This window comes from Paraburkholderia sp. J12 (assembly GCF_905220215.1).
In the GTDB taxonomy this organism is placed as follows: Bacteria; Pseudomonadota; Gammaproteobacteria; order Burkholderiales; family Burkholderiaceae; genus Paraburkholderia.
Window position 1 is genome coordinate 83667 of sequence record NZ_CAJMZC010000008.1, and the last position, 23581, is coordinate 107247.

Consider the following 23581-nt stretch of genomic DNA (forward strand, 5'->3'; position numbering starts at 1 on the left):
GCATTGCCCCCTACCTGTTCGAGGACCATGACGAAGTCCGATTCCGGCCTCGTGCCGCAAGGCAGCGCCGCCCCGCAGGCCGAGAGCCTCGCCGCCGCCGGCCGCAGCAGCCGCCGTTTCGAGGCGCTCGTGCAGCCCATCGAAGACTACGCGATCTTCCTGCTCGATCCCGACGGCTGCGTGGCGACCTGGAATCGCGGCGCCGCGCGCATCAAGGGCTACGAAGCCCACGAAATCATCGGCGAGCATTTTTCGCGCTTCTATACCGAAGAAGCCAAGGCGCGGCGCTGGCCCGAGCACGAACTCGAGCAGGCCGTGCTGCACGGCCGCTTCAACGACGAAGGCTGGCGCGTGCGCAAGGACGGCACGATGTTCTGGGCCAACGTCGTCATCACCGCGCTGCGCGAGAACGACGGCTCGCTCGCGGGCTTCGCGAAAGTCACGCGCGACCTCACGGTCGAACGCCGCCAGGTGGAGGCGCTGCGCCTCTCCGAAGAGCGCTTCCGGCTTCTCGTGGAAAACGTGAGCGACTACGCGATCTTCATGCTCGACCCCGAAGGCCAGGTGGTGAGCTGGAACAGCGGCGCGACCAACCTGATCGGCTATCGACCGGCCGAAATCATCGGCCAGCATGTTTCGGTGTTCTATCCATCCGAGGACATGGCCGAAGGCCAGCCCGAAGGCGAACTGCGCCGCGCCGCCGAACAGGGCCGCAGCGTGAACGAAGGCTGGCGCGTGCGCAAGGACGGCTCGATGTTCTGGGCCAACGTCACCTTGACGGCGATCCACGACGCGCACGGCCATCTCACCGGTTTCGCGAAGGTCACGCGCGACATGACCGAGAGCCGCCGCAACGACGAACTCGAACATTCGAGCGAGCAGATGAAGCAGTTCCTCGCGCTGCTGGCCCACGAACTGCGCAATCCGCTCGCGCCGGTGCGCAACGCCATTGCGACCATGCGGCTCGTGCCGCAGGCAAGCGCCGAGATGGACCGCGCGCGCGACCTCATCGAGCGGCAGATCACGCATCTCACGCGTCTCGTGGACGATCTGCTCGACGTGGGCCGCATCACCTCCGGCAAGATCGAGTTGCGCGAAGCGCCGCTGGAACTGCATGAAGTGATCGCGCATGCCATAGAAGCGGCGCAACCGTTCACTGCCGCGCGCAACCAGCAGGTGGACGTGCAGATGCCCGATACGCCGCTGCGCATGATCGGCGACCATACGCGCCTCGTCCAGGTCCTGCAGAACCTGCTGCACAATGCCTCGAAGTTCTCGCCGGACGGCAGCCGCATCGTCGTCGACGTGCATACCGTTTCGCGGGTCGCGCAAATCCAGGTTCGCGACCAGGGCCGGGGGCTGCGGCACGGCACCTTCGAATCGATTTTCGGGCTCTTCAGCCAGGACCGCACCATGCCGAGCCCGAGCGAAACGGGTCTCGGCATCGGCCTGATGCTGTGCCGCTCGCTGGTGGAACTGCACGGCGGCACGATTTCCGCAACGAGCGCGGGACCGGGCACCGGCAGCACGTTCACCGTCCGCTTGCCGCTCGAGCGCATCGGCGCGCATGGGCATACGCTGCTGTCGCCGTTCTCGCCGACGCTCGCGGACGCGCAGGCGGCACCGTCCGTGCCCGCGCTGCGCGTGCTGATCGTCGACGACAACCGCGACTCCGCCGATAGTCTCGCGATGCTGTTCGAACTCAAGGGTCACGACGTGCGCGTCGCCTATAGCGCAAGACAGGCGCGCGAGCGGATCGTGGATTTCACGCCGGACGCCGCGCTGATCGACATCGCCATGCCCGAGATCGACGGCTATGCCGCGCTGCGCGAATTGCGCGAGGAGGCGCGGCTTGCGAATACGTTGTTCGCCGCGATGACCGGTTTCGGCCAGGCCGCCGACGTGGAACTCACGCGCGCGGCGGGCTTCGAAATGCACCTCGTGAAGCCCGTCGATGCCGCCCGGTTCGACGAAGTGCTCGCGCGTGCCGCCGCACGGCGGCCGGCCGTGCCAAGGCCGGCGTAAGCGCCCGCGCGAACGCGCCGTCGCGAAGTCAGGGGCTGACCGGCACGAACTGCCGGTAGTCCACCTGCGGGCCGCGCACGACGATGGCCGTGGATTCCGGCACCTCAGCCCACGCGTCGGGCAGATCGACGAGCGGCTCCGAGACGATCAGATAGGCGTCGTCGCCGGCGGCGGTGATGCGCGGATCGTCGGGATAGAGTTCGTGCAGATGCTTGAACGAGTTGCTGTGATAGAGCGAGCGCGACTTGCCCTCGCTCGAATAACGCACGGCCACGAGCTGCTCGCCGTCGCTGGCGCAGATGGTCATGTTGAGCGGACGCTCGATGCCGCGGCGCTTCGCCGTCGCCTCGACGAACCCCGCCATGCGTTCGAGCGCGGGCACGGGTTCGTGCTCGAGCCCGAACGTCATCGCCAGATAGAACATCACTTCCGAATCGGTCGATCCTTCGAGCGCGTTGAAGCGCCCCGGATCGATGGCCACCAGCAGATCGCGCCGCACTAGCGGAAAACTCTCGATCAATCCGTTATGCGCGAACATCCAGCGCCGGTGGCGAAACGGATGGCAGTTGGTTTCCTGCACCGGCGTATGCGTGGCCGCGCGGATATGCGCGAGGAACATCGGCGCCGTAACGGCGCGCGCGAGCTCGCGCAGGTTGCGATCGTTCCAGGCGGGCTGGATGCTGCGGTAGCGATAGGGAATGTCGTGCGGATGCTGGTACCAGCCGAGGCCGAAGCCGTCGCCGTTGGTCGTCGTCGCGCCGAGCGTCGAATGCAGGCTCTGGTCGATCAGCGAATGACGCGCGCGGAACAGCACGGTTTCCAGATGGACGGGATTGCCCGAATAAGCGAGCCAGCGGCACATGTTGCACTCCTTCGTGACGGTCGGTCAGTTTGTGCCGCGCAGGTCGGCGATAGGGGTGAGAAAACCCGTGAGCCCGGTCAGAATGATCTGCACGCCGATGCACAGCAGCAGGAACGACGAAATGCGCATGGCGACGCGCGTGCCTTCCACGCCGAGGTATTTCGAAAGGCGCGCGGCGCGGCTGTACACGTAATAGATCACGACCATCACGAGCGCGGAAATCGCAATCGAGGCAATGCCCGAAAGCAGCCAGGCCGAAAGCTTGTGCGTGCGGTTCGCATTCAGCGCAATGGCCGTGGCGATGGAACCGGGCCCCGTGGTGAGCGGCACCGTGAGCGGGAAAAACGCCTTGCCCGTGGCCGACTCGGGACCGACGCGCTTGATCGCGGGATCCTGCTCTTTTTCCACCGGCGTTTCGGGCGCGTTGAGCATTTGCCAGCCGCTCACGGCCACCGCCAGACCGCCGCCGATGCGCAGCGCCTCCATGGAGATGCCGAAGAAATGCAGGATCGGCGTGCCGACGAAAAACGCCACGAGCAGCACGAAGAACGCGTTCATGGCCACGCGCCAGGCGAGCTGGCGCCGCTCTTCGTCGCTGAGCCAGGCCGTGCGGTCGAGAAAGACGAACGCAATGCCGATGGGATTGATGATGCTGATGAGTCCGGTGAAGCCGAACAAAACGTCTGAAATGAGGCTTTCGATCATGAAGTCGATCCGGTAGGGATAGTCCGGCCCGGGCGTGCACCCCCGGGACCCGGCTCGCGTGCAGTGTAACTGGATCGGCGGCACGCGTGCCTGTTCTGCGGCACGCGCCGCCCGCGCCCGGCCGCGATCCCGCGGCGCAGCATGCTTTCAAAAAGCATACGGCATTATTGGCGCCTTTACGGCGTGCCCTCGGCGAGCATAGAGTGAGCGCAACGGCGCTGGTCACGACGTAGTCCTTTTATATAAGAGGAGTGGTTCATGTCATTGCGGTTGCTCGCTGCCTTGCCCTTCATCGGCATCCTGCTCGGAGTGCCGTTCGTCAACCGCACCGAGCCGCTCGTGCTCGGCATGCCGCTCGTGCTGGCCTGGATCGTGATGTGGGTCGTGCTCACCGCGGTCATCATGGCGATCGTATACCGGCTCGATCCCGTCAACCGCGCGCCCCTGAACGACGCCGGCGAGGTGCAATCATGAGCGCGCTCGTTCTCATCGCGGCGATCACGCTGGTCGCGCTCTATCTGGGCATGCGCGCGCGGCGCGGCCACGACATGGATCTCGAGCAGTGGTCGGTGGGCGGGCGCAGCTTCGGCACCGCCTTCGTGTTCCTGCTCATGGCGGGCGAAATCTATACGACGTTCACCTTCCTCGGCGGCAGCGGCTTTGCCTACGGCAAGGGCGCGCCGGTCTACTACATCCTCGCCTACGCCACGCTCGCGTACATCCTCTCGTACTGGATGCTGCCGCCCATCTGGCGTTTCGCGAAAGCGCACCGGCTCGTCTCGCAGCCCCACTTCTTCGCGCGCAAGTATCAGAGCCCCGCGCTGGGCGTGCTGGTCGCGCTCGTCGGCGTGGCGGCCCTCGTGCCGTATCTCGTGCTGCAACTCAAGGGGCTCGGCATCATCGTCTCCACGGCCTCCTACGGGGCGATTCCTTCCACGGCGGCGGTCTGGATCGGCGCAGTCGTCGTGACCGCCTACGTGATCGTTTCGGGCGTGCGCGGCTGCGCCTGGAATTCGGTCGTGAAGGATACGATGATTCTGGCGGTCGCCATCTTCCTCGGCATCTATCTGCCGATCCATCACTACGGCAGCCTCGGCGACATGTTCCGCGCCATCGACGCCGCCAAGCCAGGCTTCCTCACGTTCCCGGCCAAAGGCCAGAGCGTGACGTGGTTCCAGTCCACGGTGCTGCTCACGGCACTCGGCTTCTTCATGTGGCCGCATACGTTCGGCTCGGTCTATACCGCGAAGAACGAACGCATCTTCCGCCGCAATGCGGCAATCCTGCCGCTCTACCAGCTGATCCTGCTGTTCGTGTTCTTCTGCGGCTTCGCCGCCGTGCTGAAGGTGCCCGGCCTCAAGGGCGGCGACATCGACCTCTCGCTCTTCAAGCTCGCGCTGCAGACCTTCGATCCGTGGTTCGTCGGCGTGATCGGCGCGGCCGGCGTGCTCACGGCACTCGTGCCGGGCTCGATGATCCTCACCACCGCCTCCACGCTGCTCGCCAACGACGTCTATCGCGGCGCGCTGATGAAGAATGCCGACGACGCCCGCGTGCGCAACCTCGCACGCATGCTCGTGCCGGTGGTCGCGCTCGTGGCTGTGGGCTTCGCATTGAAGGGCGGCGACACCATCGTCGCGCTGCTGCTGATGGGCTACAACTTCGTGACGCAACTGTTCCCGGCGCTCGTGTGCAGCCTCTCGGCGCGCAACCGCGTCACGAAGCAAGGGGCGTTCTGCGGGATCCTCGCGGGCGTGGCCGTGGTGGTCGTGACCACGCTCATGCACGTAAGCGTCGCGCAGCTCATTCCGTTCGCGCCCGATGCGCTCAAGGACATCAACATCGGCTTCCTCGCGCTCGGCGTGAACGTGATCGTGCTCGCGGCGGTCAGCGTGGTGACGCAGCCGCGCGCGCATGCGGGTCATACGCACGCAAGCGCGCACTGATACGGCGGTCTCTGCCTCGATTGTGCCGGGCGCCATGCGCGTCCGGCGCTTCCCTGCCCTGCGCTTAGCGCTTCGCCGCGCCGTAAAGCGTCGAATCGGCGAAACCTTCCGCCGCCAGCACATCGCCCACCAGAATGAGCGCCGTGCGCTCGATATCGGTGGCGCGCACCTTCTCCACGATGTCGGCCAGCGTGCCCGTCACGCGCTCTTCGTCGGGCCAGCTGGCCCGATAGATCACGGCGACCGGGCAGGCATTGCCGTAATGCGGGCGCAGCTCTTCGACAATGCGCGCGAGATGGCGCACGCCCAGGTGGATCGCCAGCGTCGCGCGGTGGCGAGCGAGATCGCCCAGTTGCTCGCCCTCGGGCATCGCGGTTTTCGTCGCGTAGCGCGTGAGAATGAGCGTTTGCGAGACGCCCGGCAGCGTGAGCTCGCAGCCGAGCGCCGCCGCGCAAGCCGCCGTCGCCGTGACGCCTGGCACGATTTCATAAGGAATGCCAAGCTCGCGCAGGCGGCGAATCTGCTCGCCGATCGCGCCGTAAAGCGAGGGGTCGCCCGAATGCACGCGCGCGACATCGTGGCCGTTGCGATGTGCCTCGTGCAGCAGCGCGACGATTTCGTCGAGGGTGAGCGGCGCGGTGTCCACGACCTGCCCGGCGCGATGCCCTTCCAGCACTGCGGGCGGCACGAGCGATCCCGCATAGAGGATCACAGGACAACTACGTACGAGCCGCTGCCCTTTGACGGTGATGAGTTCCGGGTCGCCCGGTCCGGCGCCGATGAAAAAGACGGTCATTGCCTGGTGCTCCGAAGGAAATGGGCGGCGGCCAGCGCGTCGAGCAGCGACTCCGCCGACTCGAACTCGCGTTCAGCCGCCGGTAGCACCGGGCGGCGCAGCATCACGACCGGCAGGCGCCGTTCGCGTGCCACGCCGAGCTTCGCCTCGGTGGCCGCGCCGCCACTGTTCTTGCTGACCACCACGTCGATGCGCGCTTCGTCGAACAACGCGCGTTCGCCCTCGGGCGTGAACGGGCCGCGCGCGTCGATCACGCGCGCGCGCGCGTGGCCCGGATGCGCTTCGAGGCAACGGACGGTCCAGTGCTGATGCGCGGGCACCTCGTCGAGGTGGGCGAGCGGCTCGCGCCCCAGTGTGAAGAGCGGGCGTTCGAAGCGCGCGAGCGCGGCCATCGCACCCTGCCAGCCGTCGACCAGGCGCCAGTCGTCGCCGGGCTGCGGGTGCCACGGTGCGCGCCGCAACGCCCAATACGCCACGCCGGTTGCGGCGCACGCGCGCGCCGCGTTCGCGCTGATCTGCGCCGCGTAGGGATGCGTCGCATCGGCCACCACGGCGATACGCGCTGTCTCCAGATAACGCGCGAGACCTTCGGCGCCGCCAAAGCCGCCCACCCGCACCTCGCAGGCAAGATCGTCGGGCACGCGGCCGAGGCCCGCGAGGCTATAGACATGTTGCGCAGCCAGTTGCCGGGCGATGCGCAGCGCGTCGCCGGTGCCGCCCAGCAGGAGCAGGCGCGGCGTCACGGTTTCGTGGCCTCGTAGAGCGTGACCGGCAGCGCCTGGCGCCACGTATCGAAGCGGCCGAGCGGTTCCGCTTCGCCGATGCCGATGCGCGTGAGCGTGCCGCCGTGCTGCGCGCGCCAGGCAACGAGCGCGGCTTCGCTTTGCACCGTCACGGCATTCGCCACGAGGCGACCTCCGCTTGCAAGCCGGTCCCAGCAGGTCTCCAGCACGCCGGGCACCGTCACGCCGCCGCCGATGAACACGGCGTCCGGCGCCGCGAGACCCGCCAGGGCGTCGGGTGCGCGGCCCGCGACGAGTTGCAGCGCGGGCACGCCCAGCGCCTCGCGATTGTGTTCGATGAAACGCTGGCGCTCGACATTCGATTCGATGGCGATCGCACGGCATGCTGGATGCGCACGCATCCATTCGATGCCGATCGAGCCGCTGCCCGCGCCCACGTCCCACAACAGCGCGCCCGCCGTGGGCGCAAGCCGCGCGAGCGTGAGCGCGCGCACGTCGCGCTTCGTGAGCTGGCCGTCGTGCAGGTAGGCCTCGTCGGGCAAACCAGGGGTTAGGGTCCATGCGTGCGCGTTGGCATTCGCATCGGCCGCGCATTCGAAGGCGACGAGATTGAGGGCAGCGACTTTGCTGGCCTGCCAGGCATCGGCGCGGCCGTCGAGGCGACGCTCGCGCTCGCCGCCCAGGTGCTCGAACACGGTCAGGCGCGTGGCGCCGAAGCCGAGCGTTGCGAGCCACGCCGCGAGTGCGGCTGGCGTGCGGCCATCGGCGCTCAGAGCCAGCACACGCGAACCCGCATGCAGATGACGCCGCAGCCCGTCGAGCGGCCGGCCGACCAGCGAGACCGCTGCCACGTCCTGGAGCGCCCAGCCCAGCTGCGCAGCGGCCAGCGACAGCGACGACGGCGCGGGCAGCACCGCCATCTCCTCGGGTGCGATGCACCGTGCCAGCGTTGCGCCGACACCGAACAGCATGGGGTCGCCGCTGGCCAGCACGCACACCCGCAAACCCGCCTCGCGCTGCGCAAGCACGCTATAGACGCTGAATGGCTGCGGCCAGGGCTTGCGGCGTGCGCGCACGCGCGCGGGCAGCAGCGCGAGATGGCGCGCACCGCCCATCACCACCTGGGCCTCGAAAAGCGCGCGCCGCGCCGCGCGCCCGAGTCCCGCATAACCGTCCTCGCCGATGCCGACCACCGTCAGCCACACATGCGTGCCCTGCATGCACTCTCCGTTCCAATCCTGCATTTGCGCCCTGCAAAAGCAGCCCTTTGCCCGGGGCTGCGCCTGAAAACGGGCATAATACCGTGTCCGCCGGCGCCCGATGAGCCCGGGTCAGATTCGCTGCCTGCCCCGGAAGGAAACCGCAAAGCCCTTTGCGCCCCGCGCGGCCCGAACCTGGTGTGCCCTTGAAACACGAATCCCCCCTTGCTTGCCCTGCCTCCGCCGGCGCGCGCCATTCGGCGTGCCCCGGGCTCTTGCGCGTGGTCGCGGCGCGTGACGGCGGCCTGTGCCGCATCCGCCTGCCCGGCGGCACGCTCACGACGGCACAGGCGCGAGCCGTCGCTAACGCGGCGCGCACGCAGGCAAACGGAATCATCGAACTGACGAACCGCGCGAACCTGCAGGTGCGCGGCGTGCGCGCAGGCAGCGAACACGCGTTGAGCGAAGCACTGATGCGTGCGGGCCTCGGACCCGATGCCGGCGTGCCCGGCGGCGAAGGCGACGCAACAGCCTACGAAAATGCCTGCGTCGCCGACGATCTGCGCAACCTGATGCTGAGCCCGCTCGCGGGCTGCGATCCCCAGGCCTGCTTCGATACGACGCAACTCGTCGCGCCGATCCTCGACGTGCTGCAAGGCGAGCCGCGCTTCGCGGCGCTCTCGCCGAAATTCGCTGTTCTCGTGGACGGCGGCGAGCGCCTTGTCGCGCTCGATCATCCGCACGATATCTGGCTCGCGGCGTTTGCCCACCGGGACGGCGTAGCGTTTGCATTCGGCCTGGCAGGCACGCCTCGCGACGGCGCGCTTGCCGCCGTTGCGCCTGCGCAGGTCCCCGCCTTGCTCCGCGCGCTGCTGCATGCCTTCCTCGACCTCGCGCAAGACGGTGAACGCCGCATGCGCGAAGTCTGCGCAGTTCATGGCGCGAACGCAGTCCTGCAACACGCCTGGCGCTACCTGGATTTCGCGCCGTTGCGCGACGCGGCCGTGTGCCGATGGCGTCGCGCATCGACCGATACCGCAGCACGCCTCGGCGCACACGCGTTGCACGCCGACGGCAGCGGCTACGCCGGCGCGCAACCGCCGCTCGGCAGGATCGACGCCGGCACGCTCGACGCACTCGCCTCGCTCGCGCAATCGCAGGGCGACGGCACGCTGCGCATCACGCCGTGGCAGGGCGTGCTGCTACCCAACGTAGCGGCCGGCGCGATGGCGCATACCATCGAGCAACTGCACACACTGGATCTCGTTACGGACCCCGCCGCCCCGCTCGCGCGACTGATTGCATGCACCGGCTCGGCGGGCTGCGCAAAAAGCCGCGCCGATACGAAAGCCGATGCCCTGCGCCTCGCGGCCCGGCTGCCCGCGCACGCCGAAGTGCATCTGAGCGGTTGCGAGCGTTCATGCGCGGCGGCCCATCGCGCGCCGTGGACCCTGCTTGCCGTCGCGCCGGACTGTTACGACCTCTACGCACGCGACGAGGCGCCAGCCGGATTCGGCCGCCTCGTCGCCTCCCATCTGACGATCGAAGCCGCAGCGCAGACCCTCGCGCAGCGGCCCCGGAGCACTCCCGATGCCTGATTACCAGCGCGACGGCGCGGCGATCTACCGCGAATCGTTCGCGACGATCCGCGCCGAAGCCGACCTCACGGGCATTCCGCCCGACCTCGAAAAACTCGCCGTGCGCGTGATTCACGCGTGTGGCATGACCGATATCGCCGCCGACCTCGCGTTTTCCGCAGGAGCAGGTCTCGCGGGCCGCGCGGCGCTCGCCGCCGGCGCCCCCATTCTTTGCGATGCGAAGATGGTGGCCTACGGCATCACGCGCGCACGCCTGGCCGCCGGCAACGAGGTCGTCTGCACGCTCGACGATCCCCGGGTGCCCGGCCTCGCCGGCAAGATCGGCAATACGCGTTCGGCCGCCGCGCTGGAACTGTGGCGGCCGCATCTGGCCGGCAGCGTCGTCGCCATCGGCAACGCGCCGACCGCGCTCTTTCATCTGCTCGACATGCTGGCCGCGGGCGCGCCGCGTCCGGCGCTGATCGTCGGCATGCCGGTGGGGTTCGTCGGCGCGGCGGAATCGAAGGCACTGCTGGCAAGGGGCGCGCACGGTGTGCCGTTCGTCGTCGTGCACGGCCGCCGCGGCGGCAGCGCCATGGCCGCCGCAGCCGTCAACGCACTTGCTTCGGAGACCGAATAAATGAACCGGAAAGGCCGCCTCTACGGTATCGGCGTCGGTCCCGGCGACCCTGAGCTCCTCACGCTCAAGGCGGTACGCCTGCTGAAATCGGCGCCCGTGGTGGCGTACTTCGTCGCCAAGGGCAAGAAAGGCAATGCCTTCGGGATTGTCGAGGCGCATCTCGAAGCGAGCCAGACGCACCTGCCGCTCGTCTATCCCGTCACGACCGAAGCCCTGGAGCCGCCGCTCTCGTACGAGGCCATCATCGCCGACTTCTACGATACGGCGTCCGTGATCGTCGGCGCACACCTCGACGCGGGCCGCGACGTCGCCGTGATCTGCGAAGGCGACCCGTTCTTCTACGGCTCGTACATGTACCTGCACGACCGGCTCGCGGCGCACTATGAAGCCGAGGTCGTGCCCGGCGTGTGCTCGATGCTCGGCGGCGCAGCGGTGCTGGGCGTGCCGCTCGTCTATCGCAACCAGAGCCTGTGCGTGCTTTCCGGCGTGCTGCCCGAAGACGAACTGCGCCGGCGCCTCGCCGATGCTGACGCCGCCGTCATCATGAAACTCGGCCGCAACTTCGACAAGGTGCGCCGCGTGCTGGGGGAGCTGGGACTCGCCGGCCGCGCACTCTATGTCGAGCGCGCAACGATGGCCAATCAGCGCATCGTGCCGCTCGACGAGGTCGATCCCATGGCGTCCCCCTATTTCTCGTTGCTCGTCGTGCCGGGGGAAAAATGGCAGCGCTGATTCAACCGCCCGCCATCGTGATCCTCGGGCCCGGTGCGCTCGAAACGGCGCGGCGGGTGCAGCGTTGTTACGAGGGCGCGCGCGTGCACGCGCTGCAAGGCCGCGTGGAAGGCGACATCGCCTTCAGCGAACTCGGCCCCCACCTGCGCGCGCTCTATGCGAGCGGCACGCCTGTCGTGGCGCTGTGCGCCGCCGGCATCGTGATCCGCTGCGTCGCTCCGCTGCTCGCGAACAAGGGCGCGGAGCCGCCCGTGCTCGCACTCGCCGAAGACGGCAGCGCCGTCGTGCCGCTGCTCGGCGGCCTCGCGGGCGTGAACGTCATGGCGCGCACGATAGGCGAGGCCCTCGGCATCGCGCCCGCGATCACCACGAGCGGCGAATTGCGCTTTGGCACCTGCCTGCTCGATCCGCCCAGGGGCTACGCCCTGTCGAGTATCGATCAGGGCAAGCGCTTCGTTTCCGATCTGCTCGCGGGCGAACCCACGCGCATCGAAGGCGACGCGCCCTGGCTCGACGACGTGGATCTGCCGCGCGACGCGCACGCATCTCGCGCGATTCGTGTGAGCCCGCGCGTGTGGGACGGCTCGCGCGAAGCGCTCGTGATCCATCCGCGCAGCATTGTCGTGGCGGCGTGTCAGGCGCATGCGGGACTAGCCGATGCGATACGCGAGGCGCTGGCGTCGCAAGGCTACGCCTCGCTCGCGCTCGCTGCATTGCTCGCTCCCGCTGCAAGCATGAGCGATCCCGCGTGGGCAGCGACGGCCGCCAGTCTGGGCGTGCCGCTGCGCTTCGCAGAGGGGGCCGGCGCAACGTCTCCCGCGACGCCTCGCGCCCTGCTCGAAGCCTGCGGATTTGCTACGCATGCCGAAGCAAAAGGCATCGCGCTCACGGTCGCCGATGCGCCGGTCGATCCGCACACGGTTGGCCGCGCCCGCGGCAAACTGACGGTACTCGGCCTCGGCCCGGGCCGCGCCGACCTGCTGGCTCCGGCGGCCCGCGCCGCGCTCGACGCGGCCACCGACATCGTCGGCTACGCCACCTATGTCGAGATGGCCGGCCCGCTGCGCGACGGCCAGCAACGCCACGCCACCGACAACCGCGAAGAATTGCAGCGCGCCCGCCACGCCTTCGAACTGGCCAGCGAAGGGCGGCGCGTGGCCGTGGTGTCGTCGGGCGACCCCGGTGTGTTCGCGATGGCGGCCGCCGTGCTCGAAGCCCTCGAAACCTCGGACGACGCGCGCTGGCACACCGTCGAACTCGAAATCGTCCCCGGCATCTCGGCGGCGCTCGCCACGGCCGCGCTCGCGGGCGCGCCGCTCGGCCACGACTTCTGCATGCTGTCGCTCTCGGACAACCTCAAGCCCTGGGCCGTCATCGAGCGGCGCCTCGCGCACGCGGCCGAAGCCGATCTCGTCATGGCGTTCTACAACCCGATCTCTCGCGCGCGGCCGTGGCAACTCGACCGCGCGCTGGAAATCGTGCGCCGGTATCGCACGCCACAGACGCGTGTGGTGCTCGGCCGCGATGTGGGACGCCCGGCCGAATCTCTACGACACACGACGCTCGGCGCGCTACGTGCCGAAGACGTGGACATGCGCACGATGGTGATCGTCGGATCGTCCGCCACGCGCGGCTTTGCGCGCGGCGACGGCGGGGAGTGGACCTATACGCCGCGCTGGTATCGCGACAACGCGCCGTCTGCGGACTGAGGTTCGGTGCGGCCGCGATCAGACCGATTCCTGCGGGCACCAGGCGGAGGAGCATCGGAGCAAGCTAGAAGAGCCGGGCTTGCCCCGACGTCACCGTTTCAAAGTCGTCGCTCAGAAAGACAAGAACCGCATCCGCAACGGGTTGCAGCTGACGCGTCACATAAAACGCGTAGTCGACGGGCGCCGCCAGCGTCTCCAGCGGCTGCGGCCCGGCCACGGTCATCACGTAGCTGATCCAGCCGCCGTTCTGGTACTGCAACGGCCGCCCCTGCTCGCGATTGAATTCGTCCGCGACGCGTGCCGCGCGCACGTGGGGCGGCACGTTGCGCTGATAGTCGGTCAGCGGCCGGCGCAAACGCTTCCGGTAAACGAGCTGGTCGTCGAGTTCGCCGCTCAAGGTTCGGCGCACATACTCGCGTATGTAATCGGCGTAGGGCTCGCGTTTGAACACGCGACGGTACAACTCGCGCTGGAACTGCTGCGCGAGCGGCGTCCAGTCCGTGCGAACCGTTTCTAGCCCCTTGAACACCAATTCGTCGCTGCCGTCTTTCGCACGCGAGAGCCCTGCATAGCGCTTCTTGCTGCCCTCTTCCGCACCGCGCACGGTAGGCATGAGAAAACGCGAGTAATGCCGCTCGAACTGCAATTCGAGTGCGCTTTCGAGCCCGTAACGCTCCCGCAACTCCGTCTTCCACCACGCGTTCACGTGTTCGACGAGCGCGTTGCCCGTACGCACGGCCTCCTCCTCGCCATAAGGACGCCGCAACCACACGAAAGTCGAATCCGTATCGCCGTAAATCACGTCGTAACCCTGCGCCTCGATGAGTTCGCGTGTCTTGCGCATGATCTCGTGCCCGCGCATCGTGATCGAAGAGGCAAGCCGCGGGTCGAAGAAGCGGCAGCCGGTCGAGCCGAGCACGCCGTAAAACGCGTTCATGATGATCTTCAATGCCTGCGAAAGCGGCGCATTCTGCTGGCGTTTGGCGGTGTCGCGGCTCTCCCAGACCTGGCGGACGATCTCCGGAAGACAGTGCTTCTCGCGTGAAAATCGCGCGCCGAGAAAACCCGCCACGGACTTCTCGCCCGCCGGATCGCGCAGGCCTTCGATCAGCCCCACGGGATCGATGAGAAAGGTACGGATGATCGACGGATACAGGCTCTTGTAGTCGAGCACCAGCACCGAATCGTAGATGCCCGGGCGCGAATCCATCACGAAGCCGCCGGGGCTGTTCTCGCCCGTGACATCGCCAAGATTCGGCGCGACATAGCCGAGCCGGTGCATTCTCGGCAAATACAGATGCGTGAAGGCCGCGACCGATCCTCCGCTGCGATCGACGGGCAGCCCCGTCACCGCCGCGCGTTCGAGCAGAAAAGCCATGAGCTCGGTCTTCTCGAAGATCCGCGTTACCAGTTCGCAGTCCTTGAGGTTGTAGCGCGCGAGCGCGGGCTTGTCTTCGTCGAAACGGCGCTGGATTTCGTCCATGCGCTGATACGGGTTGTCGATCGACTTGCCTTCGCCAAGGAGCGTCCGGGCGACATATTCGAGGCTGAACGAGGGGAAGCTCCAGGTGGCCGAGCGCAGCGCTTCGATGCCGTCGATGATGAGGCGGCCGGCCGCCGCAGCGAAATAGTGCTGCTGCGTGGAGTGTTCGCGCCACTCCATGACCTCGCCGCCGCGGCCGAGACGCAGCGGCACGCCGTATTGCTCCGCATGGGCGCGCAGCACGCGCAAGTCGAACTGCACGAGATTCCAGCCGATGATCGCATCGGGGTCGTGCCGCGCCATCCAGGCGTTCAGGCGTTCGAGCATTTGCGGCCGGTCTGCGCAGTAGTCGAGCTGGAAATCGAGCCCGCTCGCGTCGCCGTTGGCGGGCGCGAGCATGAAGACCTGGCGCTGCCCGCAGCCCTCGAGCGCAATCGAATATAGCTCGCCCTGCGCGCTCGTTTCGATATCGAGCGATACCAGCTTCAACTGCGGACGATATTGCATCGATGGCCGCAGTTCGCCGTCGCCCAGATGGCCCGCTTCGTCGGGTTCGCCGCGAAAAAGCACCGGCGCCGTGATGAAGCGCTCCATCATGTAGCGCTCAGGCGGCTGGATATCGGCCTCGTACACGTCCACGCCCGCTTTGCCGAGCCGCTTGGCGAGGCCCGCCAGTTGGCGATACTGCGGCGTGTAGAGCCCCAACACGGGGCGTTGGCGAAAATCCGTGAGCGAGAGCGAACGCAGCTCGACGCGCCCTTCGCCTTTGAGCATCCGCTCCGCTTCGGCCTGCTGGGCGGCCGGGATGAACGCGACGGAAGGCTGCGGGCGCAGGCGCAGCATGCGGGGTCCGGCCGGCGTGGACAGCCAGAATTCGACCTCGGTATACGTGCCCGCATCGCGCCAATGGCGCGTCAGAATGTAACCCTCCTGAAAATCGGTCAAAGCCATACCCAGCCGTCTACGTGATCTTTGGGGATTTTAATACGTCAGTGCTGCACGGCTGCCTACGCTTTTTTCGCCCGTACGGCGCTCATGGGCTAAAGAAGTCAACGGCACGCGCCGTTATTCCGGTTAGGGCATTTATCGGGAATTTCCAGAGGCCGTGCAGATACAGTCCACTTCATCGGTGACGGCGGCCGCGCCCGGTACGAGCACGACCAGCGGCACGGCAACGTCGACGCCTGCCAGCACGAGTGCAACGACGACCGCTTCGGGCGCCACTTCAGGCGCCACCTCGGGCAGCGCGTCTTCGAGCACTTCGTCGTCCTCGTCCTCGGGTTCGACGACGTCCTCCACATCCTCCACGACTTCGAGTGGCGGAGCGGGCGGTGGCGGCGGGGGTGGTGGAGGCGCCGCATTGTCCGCCAGTTCCATGTCCGCCAACGAGATCAATCAGTTGAAGGCGCTCATCCAGTCGCTCGAAGCGCAACTGGCGACGTTGAGCGGCAAGACGAACTCGTCGGGCTCGTCGTCCGGAGCGTCGAATCAGGGCAACACCGGTGTCTACAGCGCAGACGGCACGACCAGCGCCGGCACCCAAAGCGCTTCAGGCACCGCCGCCGGCGCCCCGGCGTCCCAGAACAGCAGCGCCAACGAGATCAGCCAGATCGAATCGGAACTCGAAACGGCCCAGTCCGAACTCGTTCAACTCATGCTCGCCAGCGGCCAGACGACCGGCCTCGTCTCGACAGCGGCCTGAGCGCCGCGCATCGGCCTGGCGGTCGCCCGGACTCATCCGGGCGACCGCAGATTCGCTTCAAAGAACGCGCGCACCGCAGCATCGAGCTGCTGGTGAAAGGCCACGCGATCGAAGCCGTTGGCATCGACGCAAATTTCCGGCTCGTCTTTCTTCATGGCGTCGGAGCAAGGCGCGAGAAAGGCGAAGTGCGCCGCATTCCGCACAAGATGGAATTCCGGTTTCTGCGCAAGCGCGTTGGCCAGCGCCGGGGCGTTGCGAGGCTGCACGCCATCGCCTCCGAATTCCGAAGCCCACAACTGAATAGGCGCTTTCACGTTCTTGAGGTCGTCCGCGCTCGGGAAGACATTGAGCGGATCCGCAATCACAAAAGCTTTGATGCGGGGGTCGTGCGTCATAGGCGTCGAGGGCAGGTCCCCCCGCGCAAGCTGGATGCAGATCGGAGCCGCGGGATCCGGGCAAGTCACATCGGCATGCGGGAAATCCGGTTCGCCGCCGGCCAGCACCAGGCCCGTGTAGCCGCCCCGCGAAAAGCCGAAAAATCCAATTCGCTGCGCATCGATCCTGCCTGCGTCCGGCGAGGCACTCAGCATGTAATCGATCAGACGCTTGACGTCCTCGGGCCGCTCCACGAACCCGGAATACTCGCCTGCGTGACGCATGTCGGAGTACGTGTCGCCGGGATGGTTGAGGGCGACAACGACGAAACCCGCGTCGGCCAGTACTTCGGCCAGGTCGTGGTGGCCAAGATACGATCCGCCGTTGCCGTGCGAAATGACGATCAGCGGCAGCTTTTCGCCAACGGTCGGGCAATCGCGCCGCCCTTTCAGGATCGTCGATGCGACCGGCACGTCCTGCGCGGGCTCGGCGCACGGCGTCCACACCATCGCTTTCAGCGCCGGGCCATTGGCGTCGGCGGGAACCTGAATGACCTTGATGCCCGCCGCGTGCGCGACGGTCGCGAACAAGCCGAGCAGCACCGCCGATATCCAGGCTTTCATAAGAACTCCAGAATTGACGCTGCCGGCTTTCGCCCGCCAGATCAGCGTCTATCGCAAGGTTTCGATACCGGCCAGGAGCCGGATCGCCGCACCGTCGGGTATCCGGTCAGGAAAGCGGCCCCGTATGGCGATTGAACGTGCATTCCTCGCCGAGCGCGTTCGTCGTGGTCGTGATCGTGATCACGTTCACGACGGGACACGTCACGTCCACCGAATCGACCAACTTAACGTGCCCGGAGTGCAGGCCGAGTCCGGTCTGCACGGACTGGGGCGGTTCGTTGTGCGTGACCGTCGCAGCAGTGTACCGCGGTCGATTCGAAGCGGCTCCGCAGCGTGTCCGCGTTGCGATGCCCGCACGTGGGCTGCGAAACTTCAGGGATTGAGTTCGAGTAAACGGCAATCCTCCGGATTAAAACGCCGCTTTAAAGACAATTGAATCGCAATCGTCGAGTCCCGCCACGAACGTGCAATGCGATACACTTTCGCCTCGACAGCACAATTGCAGCCCGGGTTTAAGTGCAGTTCGCAGCCCGAATATTTTCGTTTTGCTTTCACGCATTCGATATCGTCGATTTATCCGGATTCGCCCTCTCTCACGGCCCGCCCTCACTCATGTTCAGCCCCATCGCGCTATTCGGGATCTTGATCGTCTCCTGCCTGATGAGCGTGGCCATCCTGGGGTCTCTGCATCGGGCCGCCATGCCGGGCATCGGCCGCTGGTGCGTGGGCTATGCGCTCTTCGCCGTGGCTTCGTCCGCGATTATCATGGCTGGCGACCGGCCGCATCCGCCGGCGATTATCGCCATTTCATTCGTCGCATTCGTGGCCGTGCTGGTGCTCGTGCAAGGCACGCGCCAGTTTTTCGGCCTGCGTCCCGTGCGGTATGCCGAGTTGGCGGCGTTCGTCCTCGTCTGCGCTGCGCTGGTGTATTTCACGTACGTATCGCCCAGCAGCGAGAGCCGCGTCGTCCTCATCTCCATCGCCATGGCCTATGGACGGATCGCCGTGGGCACCCTGGTGCTGCGCCACACGCCGCGTGAGGGCGCACGCTACGCCTGCCGGTTCGTCACCGCGGCGGCCTACCTGGGCGCAGGCGTCCATATCGTGCGCGTTCTCGCGGTGGTCCTCGGTGCCGCGCCGTCGGTCACCTTTCTGCAGCCTTCGCCCTGGAACGTCCTGTTGCTCGGCGTGGCAATCGTTTCGTTCCCCTGCATGTCGATCGGCCTCGTGATGCTCGCTCACGACCGGATCGTCAAGAAGATGGAACATCTGGCGACGATCGACGAACTGACCGGCGCCCACATGCGCCGCGCGTTCATGGCGAGGGCGAACACCCTGCTTTCGCGCGCACTGCTAACCGGCAAGCCGCTGTCCATTGCCATTCTCGACATCGACAACTTCAAGGCCGTCAACGACGGCTTTGGCCACGCGATCGGCGATCGTGTGCTCACACGTGTGGCTTCGGCCGTGTTGAGCCAGTTGCGCCCATGCGATCTGTTCGGGCGGTTGGGCGGCGAAGAATTCGCGATCGTGTTCGTCAACGCGCGCAAGAACGAAGCCGCGGCGTTGACGGACGCGCTGAGGCTTGCCGTGGAGCACTCGCCGGGCGACGGCCCGCGCTGCACGCTGAGCGCCGGCGTGGACCGGGTCGTGCCGGACGACACGCTGGAGCGCGCCATGGCACGCGCCGACGCGGCGCTCTATGCGGCAAAGGCAATGGGCCGCAACCGCGTGGTAACGGCGACAGAGAGCGAACTGCGGGACGTCGCGTAACCGGGCTGACCATTCGCTGCCTCAGCCGGTCATGCGCACCTCACATTGATTGCCCACTCAGCAAGTGGCTTCGCGGCCGAACTGCAGGTTCGACCGCCTCGACCTTCGTTTCGCGCGCCCTATTGCGCCAGTGCCGCAAGCAACTGATTCTTCACGATCGCCGTGGCAAGCGGCTGCCGGCCGAATTCGTACCACGCGATATTCCGGCGCCACATAGCGCCGGAAATCGGCTTCACGACCAGCAGCGGGTCGTCTTCCCACGCCGCGTGCCGCAGACGCGGCACGATCGAAATGCCCACGTTCTGCCGCACCAGATCGGCAATCGCCGCGATCGAGTTCAGTTCCAGCACCGGGCTGACCTCCACGCGCAGCCGTTTCAGCAAGCTCGCCACATGCGTGCCGGTCAGCGAGGTGGTTTCGAAACCGATGAACGGGCAGCGCTTGAGCAGTGAGGTCACCGAAGCATCGGCGGGCGCGAGCGCCGGATTGGCCAGCAGCACGAGCGGCTCGTCGTACAGGCGCTCCCACAGTTCGGGCAGGCTGGTCGTGCGCGGCTCGGTGACGATCACCGCCGCATCCAGCGCGCCGCTGCGCACCTGGCGCTCCAGTTCCGGACTGCTGCCATGCGTGAGCCGCACGCTGAGGCCCGGGTAGAGCGCCTTCAGCCGGATCACGCTGGCAGCCAGAAAGCCCATCGCCGAAACCGTCGCGCCAATTGTAATCGAGCCCTCGATGCCATGCCTGCCGGCCACGCCGCGCAGCAGCGAATCGTACGCGGCGACCACCGTGCGCGCCTGTTCGAGAATCGAGCGGCCGGCATCGTTCAACTGAATGCTGCGCCCGCTGCGGTCGAACAACTGACGCTGGCACAGGCGCTCCAGCGTGCGCATCTGCGCGCCCACGGCCGCGTGCGTCAACGCCATGCGGTCGGCCGCCGCCGCCATGGTGCCGTGTTTCTCGATCGCCAGAAACGTGCGGAGCATGCGAATTTCGCTCATGCCAGATCTCCTGAGCGGCCATGCAGGCGCGTATCGAAAGCGCCTTGTGACGGCATGGTCCGTGCGCCGCATGATCGCACGAAACGAAAAAAAATCTTTCCTTTATGGAAAGAAAATAACGCTTTTTATTTTATTTCCAGCGCCCGAAAATCGATTCGTCCAGTCGATCCGGCGCACGCTGCGCCGCCGCTTCCGCGCGAAGCGGAGCCTTTTCGGGTAAGGAGTCCCACGATGTCGCAAATCCAGCCATTTCCCTTTGTCAGCGTTTCCGGCAAGCCTTACGATCGCGGGCTGCAGTACGGCCGCGTGGTGGCGTCGCGCGTGGAGCTGAGCGCGTCGCGCTACGGGCAGACGCTGCGCAAGCTCGGCTACAGCGAAGCGGCGCAACGGGATCTGATCCGCTCGCTCGAACAGCTCATCGGCGAATTCGCGCCCGCGTATCTCGACGAAATGCGCGGCATTGCGGCCGGCGCCGAGGTGCCGTACGAAGACATCGTGATGATCAACGCGCGCACCGAGGTGCTGGCGAAAGCCCGCGCCGAACAGGCGCAGGCCGCCGAGGACGAAGACGGCTGCACGGGCGTGCTCGTGCTGCCCTCGCGTTCGGCCACGGGGCAACTGATCCACGCGCAGAACTGGGACTGGAAGGCCGATTGCGTGGATACCGGCATCGTCCTGCGCGTGCGCAACGACGACGGCCCCGACTTCCTGACCTTCGTCGAAGCCGGCGGCCTCGCGCGCAGCGGCCTGAACGCCGCCGGCGTCTCGATCACCGCGAACTACCTCGAGTCGGACCGCGACTTCACGCAACTGGGCGTGCCGCTCTCGCTGCTGCGCCGCCGCGTGCTCGAAGAACCGGTGTTCGCCAACGCACTGCGCGTGATCGCCACCACGCCCAAGTCGTGCTCGAACAACATCATGCTCGGCATGGCCGAAGGCTTCGGCATCGACTTCGAATGCGCCCCCGACGAAGCCTTCCCCCTCTATCCGGGCGACGACCAGATGATCGTGCACGCGAACCACTGGGTGAGCCCCATCGCCCGCACGAAGCTGCGCGATACCGGCTGCGAGAGCTCGCCCGACAGCTACTACCGCGACTGGCGCGTGCGGCAGGTGCTGAACGCTACGCCGATGGTGGACCGCAAGGCGGTCAAGACCGCGCTGTTCGATGCCTTCGGCACGCCCTATTCGGTGTGCCGCCCGCCGCGTCCGGGCACGCGGCACACGATGTCGGCGACGGTGGCGATGATCGTCATGATTCCGGCCGCGGGCGAAATGGACGTGGCGCCGCTGCCCGCGCTCAACCGCATCTTCACGCGCTACAGCCTGCAAAACGAGCCGCTGCACGAAGCGGTGTGACCGGTTGTTGCACCCGCGCGCCGCGTCGAGCGAAGCGGCGGCAGACATGAACGCATTCTTCGCGAAGGACAGACCGATGTTCGATACCGCCCAGACCCTGCCGGGCCTCAGTTCTGCGAAAGCCGAGGCGCTGTACGACCTCGGCTCGACCACCGTGTATGCCAGCCGGCACGATCCGCGCTTTCCGTATGTGCTGTATGTGCCCGACGAAATCCTCGCGCCCGGCAACGACGTCGAACTCGTGGTCGTGATGCACGGCACCGGGCGGCACTTCACGCAGTACCGCGATGCGTTCGCGCCGTTCGGCCGCTGGAACCGTTGCGTCGTGCTGTGCCCGCTATTTCCCGTGGGCGTGCTCGGCGACGGCAATCGCAGCGGCTTCAAGCGTCTCGTGGAAGGCGACATCCGCTACGACAAGGTGCTGCTCGACATGGTAAGCGAAGTGGGCGAGCGCTATGGTAAGCACTTCGAACGATTTGCGCTGTTCGGCTATTCGGGCGGCGGCCAGTTCACCAACCGTTTTGCCTATGTGCATCCCGAACGGTTGTGGGCGGCCTCGATCGGCGCACCGGGCAACGTCACCGTGCTCGATCAGACGAAAGACTGGTGGCTGGGGCTCGGCGGCTTCGAGCGGCACTTCGGCAAGCGCTTCGACGCCGCCGCCCTGAAGCGCGTTCCGGTGCAGATGATCGTGGGCCGGGCCGACCTGGAAACGTGGGAAATCACGGTGCGCGAAGACAGCCCCCTGTACCTGCCCGGCATCAACGACGCCGGGGCCACCCGGCCCGAGCGGCTGCGTACGTTGCAGGCCTCGTTCGAAGCCGCGGGTATTCCGGTGCGCTTCGACGAACTCGAAAACATCGCGCACAATGGCATGCAGGTGGTCGAGGTCGTTCAGGACTTTTTCGCACGGGTACTGCGCACGATGCGCACCGGAGACGAGGCACATGGATAGCGGCAGCGAAGCGAAGCGGATCCGCAAGGTCATCGTCTCGACGGTCGTTGGCGGCACGTTCGAGTGGTTCGACTTCATGGTGTACGGCTTCTTTTCGAGCCTGATCGCGCGAACGTTCTTCACCGGCGTGGGTCACGGCGAGTCCATGCTGCTCACGTTCGCGACGTTTGCCGTCGGGTTCGTGGTGCGGCCCATCGGCGGCGTGGTGATGGGCATGTACGCGGACCGCGCCGGGCGTGTGAAGGCGCTGTCGTGGATCATGGTGGCGATGTCGGCTGGCTCGCTGCTGCTCGGCCTCACGCCCGGATATGCAACGCTGGGCGTCGCCGCGCCGATCATCGTGGTCGCCGGGCGCCTCGTGCAAGGTTTTGCCGTGGGCGCGCAGTTCGCGCTTTCGTCGGTGACGGTCTACGAGGTCGCGCCGCCCGGCAAGAAAATGTTCTACGGCAGCTTCAACATGGTGTCGCTGGCCATCGCGGCCATGCTCTCCTCGGGCGGCAGCTTTTTGCTGTCGCGGCATCTCTCGCACGCCGAGATGGCGGAGTGGGGCTGGCGCGTGCCGTTTCTGATCGGCGCGCTTGTCGGGCCGTTCGGCTTCTACATCCGGCATCACATCGGCGAATCGGAAGACTTTCATCGCATGCAGGCGCACCCCGCTGCGCGGGCGCCCGCCCTCGTGCGCATGCGCGACTTCCTGCGCGAAAACGGCGACGCGCTCATCTGCGCCATCGGCGTGATGATGGCCGGCACGTCGCTCAATTACGTCTGGAATGCGTATTTGCCGAACTATGCGCAGACCCAGCTGCACCTGCCGCTCAGTTCCTCGCTGTGGGCGGTGTTCGTCACCAGCATCATGGCGTGCGTGCTTTCGCCGGTCTTCGGCAAGCTCGCGGATCGCGTGGGGCCTTACCGGCTGTTCTGCTTCTTCATTGCGAGCTGGCTGACCTGCGTGTTCCCGCTCTTCTGGTACCTGCTGAAAGATCCCAGCGAAACGCGCCTTCTGGTCGTGCAACTGATCGGCATGCTGTTCGTGACGCTGCAGGGCGCCGCGCATCCGGGCATGCTGGTGAAGATCTTCACGGTGCAGGGCCGCTCGACCGGCGTGGCGATCTCGTACAACACGGCCGTGATGCTGTTCGGCGGCTTCGCGCCGTTCTATATCTCGCTCGTCGCGCGCGTGGCGGACGCCCGCTACATTCCGCCGGGCTATCTGTTCGGCACGAGCCTCCTTGCCATCACGCTCGTGCTGCTTTCGCGCACCGGACGCCGCGTGTTGCGCGACGATCATGCGGAGCGCAGCTACACGACAGCCGCAGACGATTACGGCAACCCGGCTGCCGCCGTAGCGGCCCACGAGCAATCGCAATTGCGTTCGTAAG

The 23581-nt window shown here is 66.7% G+C and carries 23 protein-coding genes; 13 read left to right on the top strand and 10 right to left on the bottom strand.

Features of this window, described 5'->3' with window-relative positions; genetic code table 11:
- Positions 1-27: 27 nt before the first annotated feature.
- Positions 28-2025, top strand: coding sequence for a PAS domain S-box protein (locus tag U5760_RS18235; protein WP_322013686.1), 1998 nt, complete (start codon positions 28-30; stop codon positions 2023-2025).
- Between the two features lie 28 nt (positions 2026-2053).
- Here the strand turns inward: U5760_RS18235 and U5760_RS18240 are convergent, their stop codons facing one another.
- Positions 2054-2887, bottom strand: a complete 834-nt coding sequence (locus U5760_RS18240) for a class II glutamine amidotransferase (protein ID WP_322013687.1) — start codon at positions 2885-2887, stop codon at positions 2054-2056.
- Positions 2888-2911: 24 nt separating this feature from the next.
- On the bottom strand, positions 2912-3592 hold the full coding sequence (locus U5760_RS18245; RefSeq protein ID WP_322013688.1) for a MarC family protein: 681 nt from the start codon (positions 3590-3592) through the stop codon (positions 2912-2914).
- Between the two features lie 258 nt (positions 3593-3850).
- Between U5760_RS18245 and U5760_RS18250 the strand changes: the two genes are divergently transcribed.
- The gene (locus U5760_RS18250) at positions 3851-4066 is read left to right on the top strand and encodes a DUF3311 domain-containing protein (RefSeq protein ID WP_322013689.1); all 216 of its coding nucleotides are present in this window, start codon (positions 3851-3853) and stop codon (positions 4064-4066) included.
- A complete protein-coding gene (locus tag U5760_RS18255; RefSeq protein ID WP_322013690.1) occupies positions 4063-5538 on the top strand; it encodes a sodium:solute symporter in 1476 nt (491 codons plus the stop codon). The genes U5760_RS18250 and U5760_RS18255 overlap by 4 nt, the downstream gene beginning before the upstream one ends.
- A 64-nt stretch (positions 5539-5602) precedes the next feature.
- Here U5760_RS18255 and cobM read toward each other — a convergent pair whose 3' ends face one another.
- Genes cobM through cbiE form a run of 3 tightly spaced genes read right to left on the bottom strand, consistent with a single transcriptional unit; the run spans position 5603 to position 8297 of the window.
- On the bottom strand, positions 5603-6334 hold the full coding sequence (cobM, locus tag U5760_RS18260; protein WP_322013691.1) for a precorrin-4 C(11)-methyltransferase: 732 nt from the start codon (positions 6332-6334) through the stop codon (positions 5603-5605).
- Positions 6331-7077, bottom strand: a complete 747-nt coding sequence (locus tag U5760_RS18265) for a cobalt-precorrin-6A reductase (RefSeq protein WP_322013692.1) — start codon at positions 7075-7077, stop codon at positions 6331-6333. The genes cobM and U5760_RS18265 overlap by 4 nt, the downstream gene beginning before the upstream one ends.
- Positions 7074-8297 (bottom strand): precorrin-6y C5,15-methyltransferase (decarboxylating) subunit CbiE, encoded by a 1224-nt coding sequence (gene cbiE / locus U5760_RS18270; protein ID WP_322013693.1) that lies wholly within the window; start codon positions 8295-8297, stop codon positions 7074-7076. Before cbiE ends, U5760_RS18265 begins: the two co-directional genes overlap by 4 nt.
- A gap of 185 nt (positions 8298-8482) precedes the next feature.
- Here cbiE and cobG point away from each other — a divergent pair, with 185 nt between their 5' ends.
- Genes cobG through cobJ form a run of 4 tightly spaced genes read left to right on the top strand, consistent with a single transcriptional unit; the run spans position 8483 to position 12934 of the window.
- Positions 8483-9874 carry a precorrin-3B synthase gene (gene cobG / locus U5760_RS18275; protein ID WP_322013694.1) on the top strand — a complete coding sequence of 464 codons (1392 nt, stop codon included), beginning with the start codon at positions 8483-8485 and terminating at the stop codon, positions 9872-9874.
- On the top strand, positions 9867-10493 hold the full coding sequence (locus U5760_RS18280; protein ID WP_322013695.1) for a precorrin-8X methylmutase: 627 nt from the start codon (positions 9867-9869) through the stop codon (positions 10491-10493). Before cobG ends, U5760_RS18280 begins: the two co-directional genes overlap by 8 nt.
- A complete protein-coding gene (locus U5760_RS18285; RefSeq protein ID WP_322013696.1) occupies positions 10494-11225 on the top strand; it encodes a precorrin-2 C(20)-methyltransferase in 732 nt (243 codons plus the stop codon).
- Positions 11213-12934, top strand: coding sequence for a precorrin-3B C(17)-methyltransferase (gene cobJ, locus U5760_RS18290; RefSeq protein WP_322013697.1), 1722 nt, complete (start codon positions 11213-11215; stop codon positions 12932-12934). Before U5760_RS18285 ends, cobJ begins: the two co-directional genes overlap by 13 nt.
- Positions 12935-12998: 64 nt before the next feature.
- Here cobJ and U5760_RS18295 read toward each other — a convergent pair whose 3' ends face one another.
- The gene (locus tag U5760_RS18295; RefSeq protein WP_322013882.1) at positions 12999-15362 is read right to left on the bottom strand and encodes a DNA polymerase II; all 2364 of its coding nucleotides are present in this window, start codon (positions 15360-15362) and stop codon (positions 12999-13001) included.
- A 138-nt stretch (positions 15363-15500) separates the two neighbouring features.
- The gene (locus U5760_RS18300) at positions 15501-15716 is read right to left on the bottom strand and encodes a hypothetical protein (protein WP_322013698.1); all 216 of its coding nucleotides are present in this window, start codon (positions 15714-15716) and stop codon (positions 15501-15503) included.
- 61 nt (positions 15717-15777) lie between these two features.
- Between U5760_RS18300 and U5760_RS18305 the strand changes: the two genes are divergently transcribed.
- Positions 15778-16119 (top strand): hypothetical protein, encoded by a 342-nt coding sequence (locus tag U5760_RS18305; protein WP_322013699.1) that lies wholly within the window; start codon positions 15778-15780, stop codon positions 16117-16119.
- Between the two features lie 32 nt (positions 16120-16151).
- On the opposite strand, the gene U5760_RS18310 is transcribed toward U5760_RS18305, so the two are convergent.
- Together U5760_RS18310 and U5760_RS18315 are read right to left on the bottom strand one after the other, a co-directional pair.
- Positions 16152-17117 carry an alpha/beta hydrolase family protein gene (locus U5760_RS18310; protein WP_322013700.1) on the bottom strand — a complete coding sequence of 322 codons (966 nt, stop codon included), beginning with the start codon at positions 17115-17117 and terminating at the stop codon, positions 16152-16154.
- 106 nt (positions 17118-17223) lie between these two features.
- The gene (locus U5760_RS18315; protein WP_322013701.1) at positions 17224-17379 is read right to left on the bottom strand and encodes a hypothetical protein; all 156 of its coding nucleotides are present in this window, start codon (positions 17377-17379) and stop codon (positions 17224-17226) included.
- A 350-nt stretch (positions 17380-17729) separates the two neighbouring features.
- Between U5760_RS18315 and U5760_RS18320 the strand changes: the two genes are divergently transcribed.
- Positions 17730-18890, top strand: a complete 1161-nt coding sequence (locus U5760_RS18320) for a GGDEF domain-containing protein (RefSeq protein WP_322013702.1) — start codon at positions 17730-17732, stop codon at positions 18888-18890.
- 119 nt (positions 18891-19009) lie between these two features.
- On the opposite strand, the gene U5760_RS18325 is transcribed toward U5760_RS18320, so the two are convergent.
- On the bottom strand, positions 19010-19888 hold the full coding sequence (locus U5760_RS18325) for a LysR family transcriptional regulator (RefSeq protein WP_322013703.1): 879 nt from the start codon (positions 19886-19888) through the stop codon (positions 19010-19012).
- Here U5760_RS18325 and U5760_RS18330 point away from each other — a divergent pair.
- From U5760_RS18330 to U5760_RS18345, 4 genes are all read left to right on the top strand, one after another.
- The gene (locus U5760_RS18330) at positions 19872-20108 is read left to right on the top strand and encodes a hypothetical protein (RefSeq protein ID WP_322013704.1); all 237 of its coding nucleotides are present in this window, start codon (positions 19872-19874) and stop codon (positions 20106-20108) included. The two genes, U5760_RS18325 and U5760_RS18330, sit on opposite strands and share 17 nt — an antisense overlap.
- Positions 20109-20119: 11 nt before the next feature.
- Positions 20120-21247 carry a C45 family peptidase gene (locus tag U5760_RS18335; RefSeq protein ID WP_322013705.1) on the top strand — a complete coding sequence of 376 codons (1128 nt, stop codon included), beginning with the start codon at positions 20120-20122 and terminating at the stop codon, positions 21245-21247.
- Between the two features lie 190 nt (positions 21248-21437).
- The gene (locus U5760_RS18340) at positions 21438-22202 is read left to right on the top strand and encodes an alpha/beta hydrolase (protein WP_322013883.1); all 765 of its coding nucleotides are present in this window, start codon (positions 21438-21440) and stop codon (positions 22200-22202) included.
- Positions 22195-23580 carry an MFS transporter gene (locus tag U5760_RS18345; RefSeq protein WP_322013706.1) on the top strand — a complete coding sequence of 462 codons (1386 nt, stop codon included), beginning with the start codon at positions 22195-22197 and terminating at the stop codon, positions 23578-23580. The genes U5760_RS18340 and U5760_RS18345 overlap by 8 nt, the downstream gene beginning before the upstream one ends.
- Position 23581: the final 1 nt, after the last annotated feature.

Coding starts and splice junctions, on each gene's coding strand:
- U5760_RS18235 (WP_322013686.1), top strand. CDS start 28: ATGACGAAGTCCGATTCCGGCCTCGTGCCGCAAGGCAGCGCCGCCCCG.
- U5760_RS18240 (WP_322013687.1), bottom strand. CDS start 2,887: ATGTGCCGCTGGCTCGCTTATTCGGGCAATCCCGTCCATCTGGAAACC.
- U5760_RS18245 (WP_322013688.1), bottom strand. CDS start 3,592: ATGATCGAAAGCCTCATTTCAGACGTTTTGTTCGGCTTCACCGGACTC.
- U5760_RS18250 (WP_322013689.1), top strand. CDS start 3,851: ATGTCATTGCGGTTGCTCGCTGCCTTGCCCTTCATCGGCATCCTGCTC.
- U5760_RS18255 (WP_322013690.1), top strand. CDS start 4,063: ATGAGCGCGCTCGTTCTCATCGCGGCGATCACGCTGGTCGCGCTCTAT.
- cobM (WP_322013691.1), bottom strand. CDS start 6,334: ATGACCGTCTTTTTCATCGGCGCCGGACCGGGCGACCCGGAACTCATC.
- cbiE (WP_322013693.1), bottom strand. CDS start 8,297: ATGCAGGGCACGCATGTGTGGCTGACGGTGGTCGGCATCGGCGAGGAC.
- U5760_RS18280 (WP_322013695.1), top strand. CDS start 9,867: ATGCCTGATTACCAGCGCGACGGCGCGGCGATCTACCGCGAATCGTTC.
- U5760_RS18285 (WP_322013696.1), top strand. CDS start 10,494: ATGAACCGGAAAGGCCGCCTCTACGGTATCGGCGTCGGTCCCGGCGAC.
- cobJ (WP_322013697.1), top strand. CDS start 11,213: ATGGCAGCGCTGATTCAACCGCCCGCCATCGTGATCCTCGGGCCCGGT.
- U5760_RS18310 (WP_322013700.1), bottom strand. CDS start 17,117: ATGAAAGCCTGGATATCGGCGGTGCTGCTCGGCTTGTTCGCGACCGTC.
- U5760_RS18320 (WP_322013702.1), top strand. CDS start 17,730: ATGTTCAGCCCCATCGCGCTATTCGGGATCTTGATCGTCTCCTGCCTG.
- U5760_RS18330 (WP_322013704.1), top strand. CDS start 19,872: ATGCGAATTTCGCTCATGCCAGATCTCCTGAGCGGCCATGCAGGCGCG.
- U5760_RS18325 (WP_322013703.1), bottom strand. CDS start 19,888: ATGAGCGAAATTCGCATGCTCCGCACGTTTCTGGCGATCGAGAAACAC.
- U5760_RS18335 (WP_322013705.1), top strand. CDS start 20,120: ATGTCGCAAATCCAGCCATTTCCCTTTGTCAGCGTTTCCGGCAAGCCT.
- U5760_RS18345 (WP_322013706.1), top strand. CDS start 22,195: ATGGATAGCGGCAGCGAAGCGAAGCGGATCCGCAAGGTCATCGTCTCG.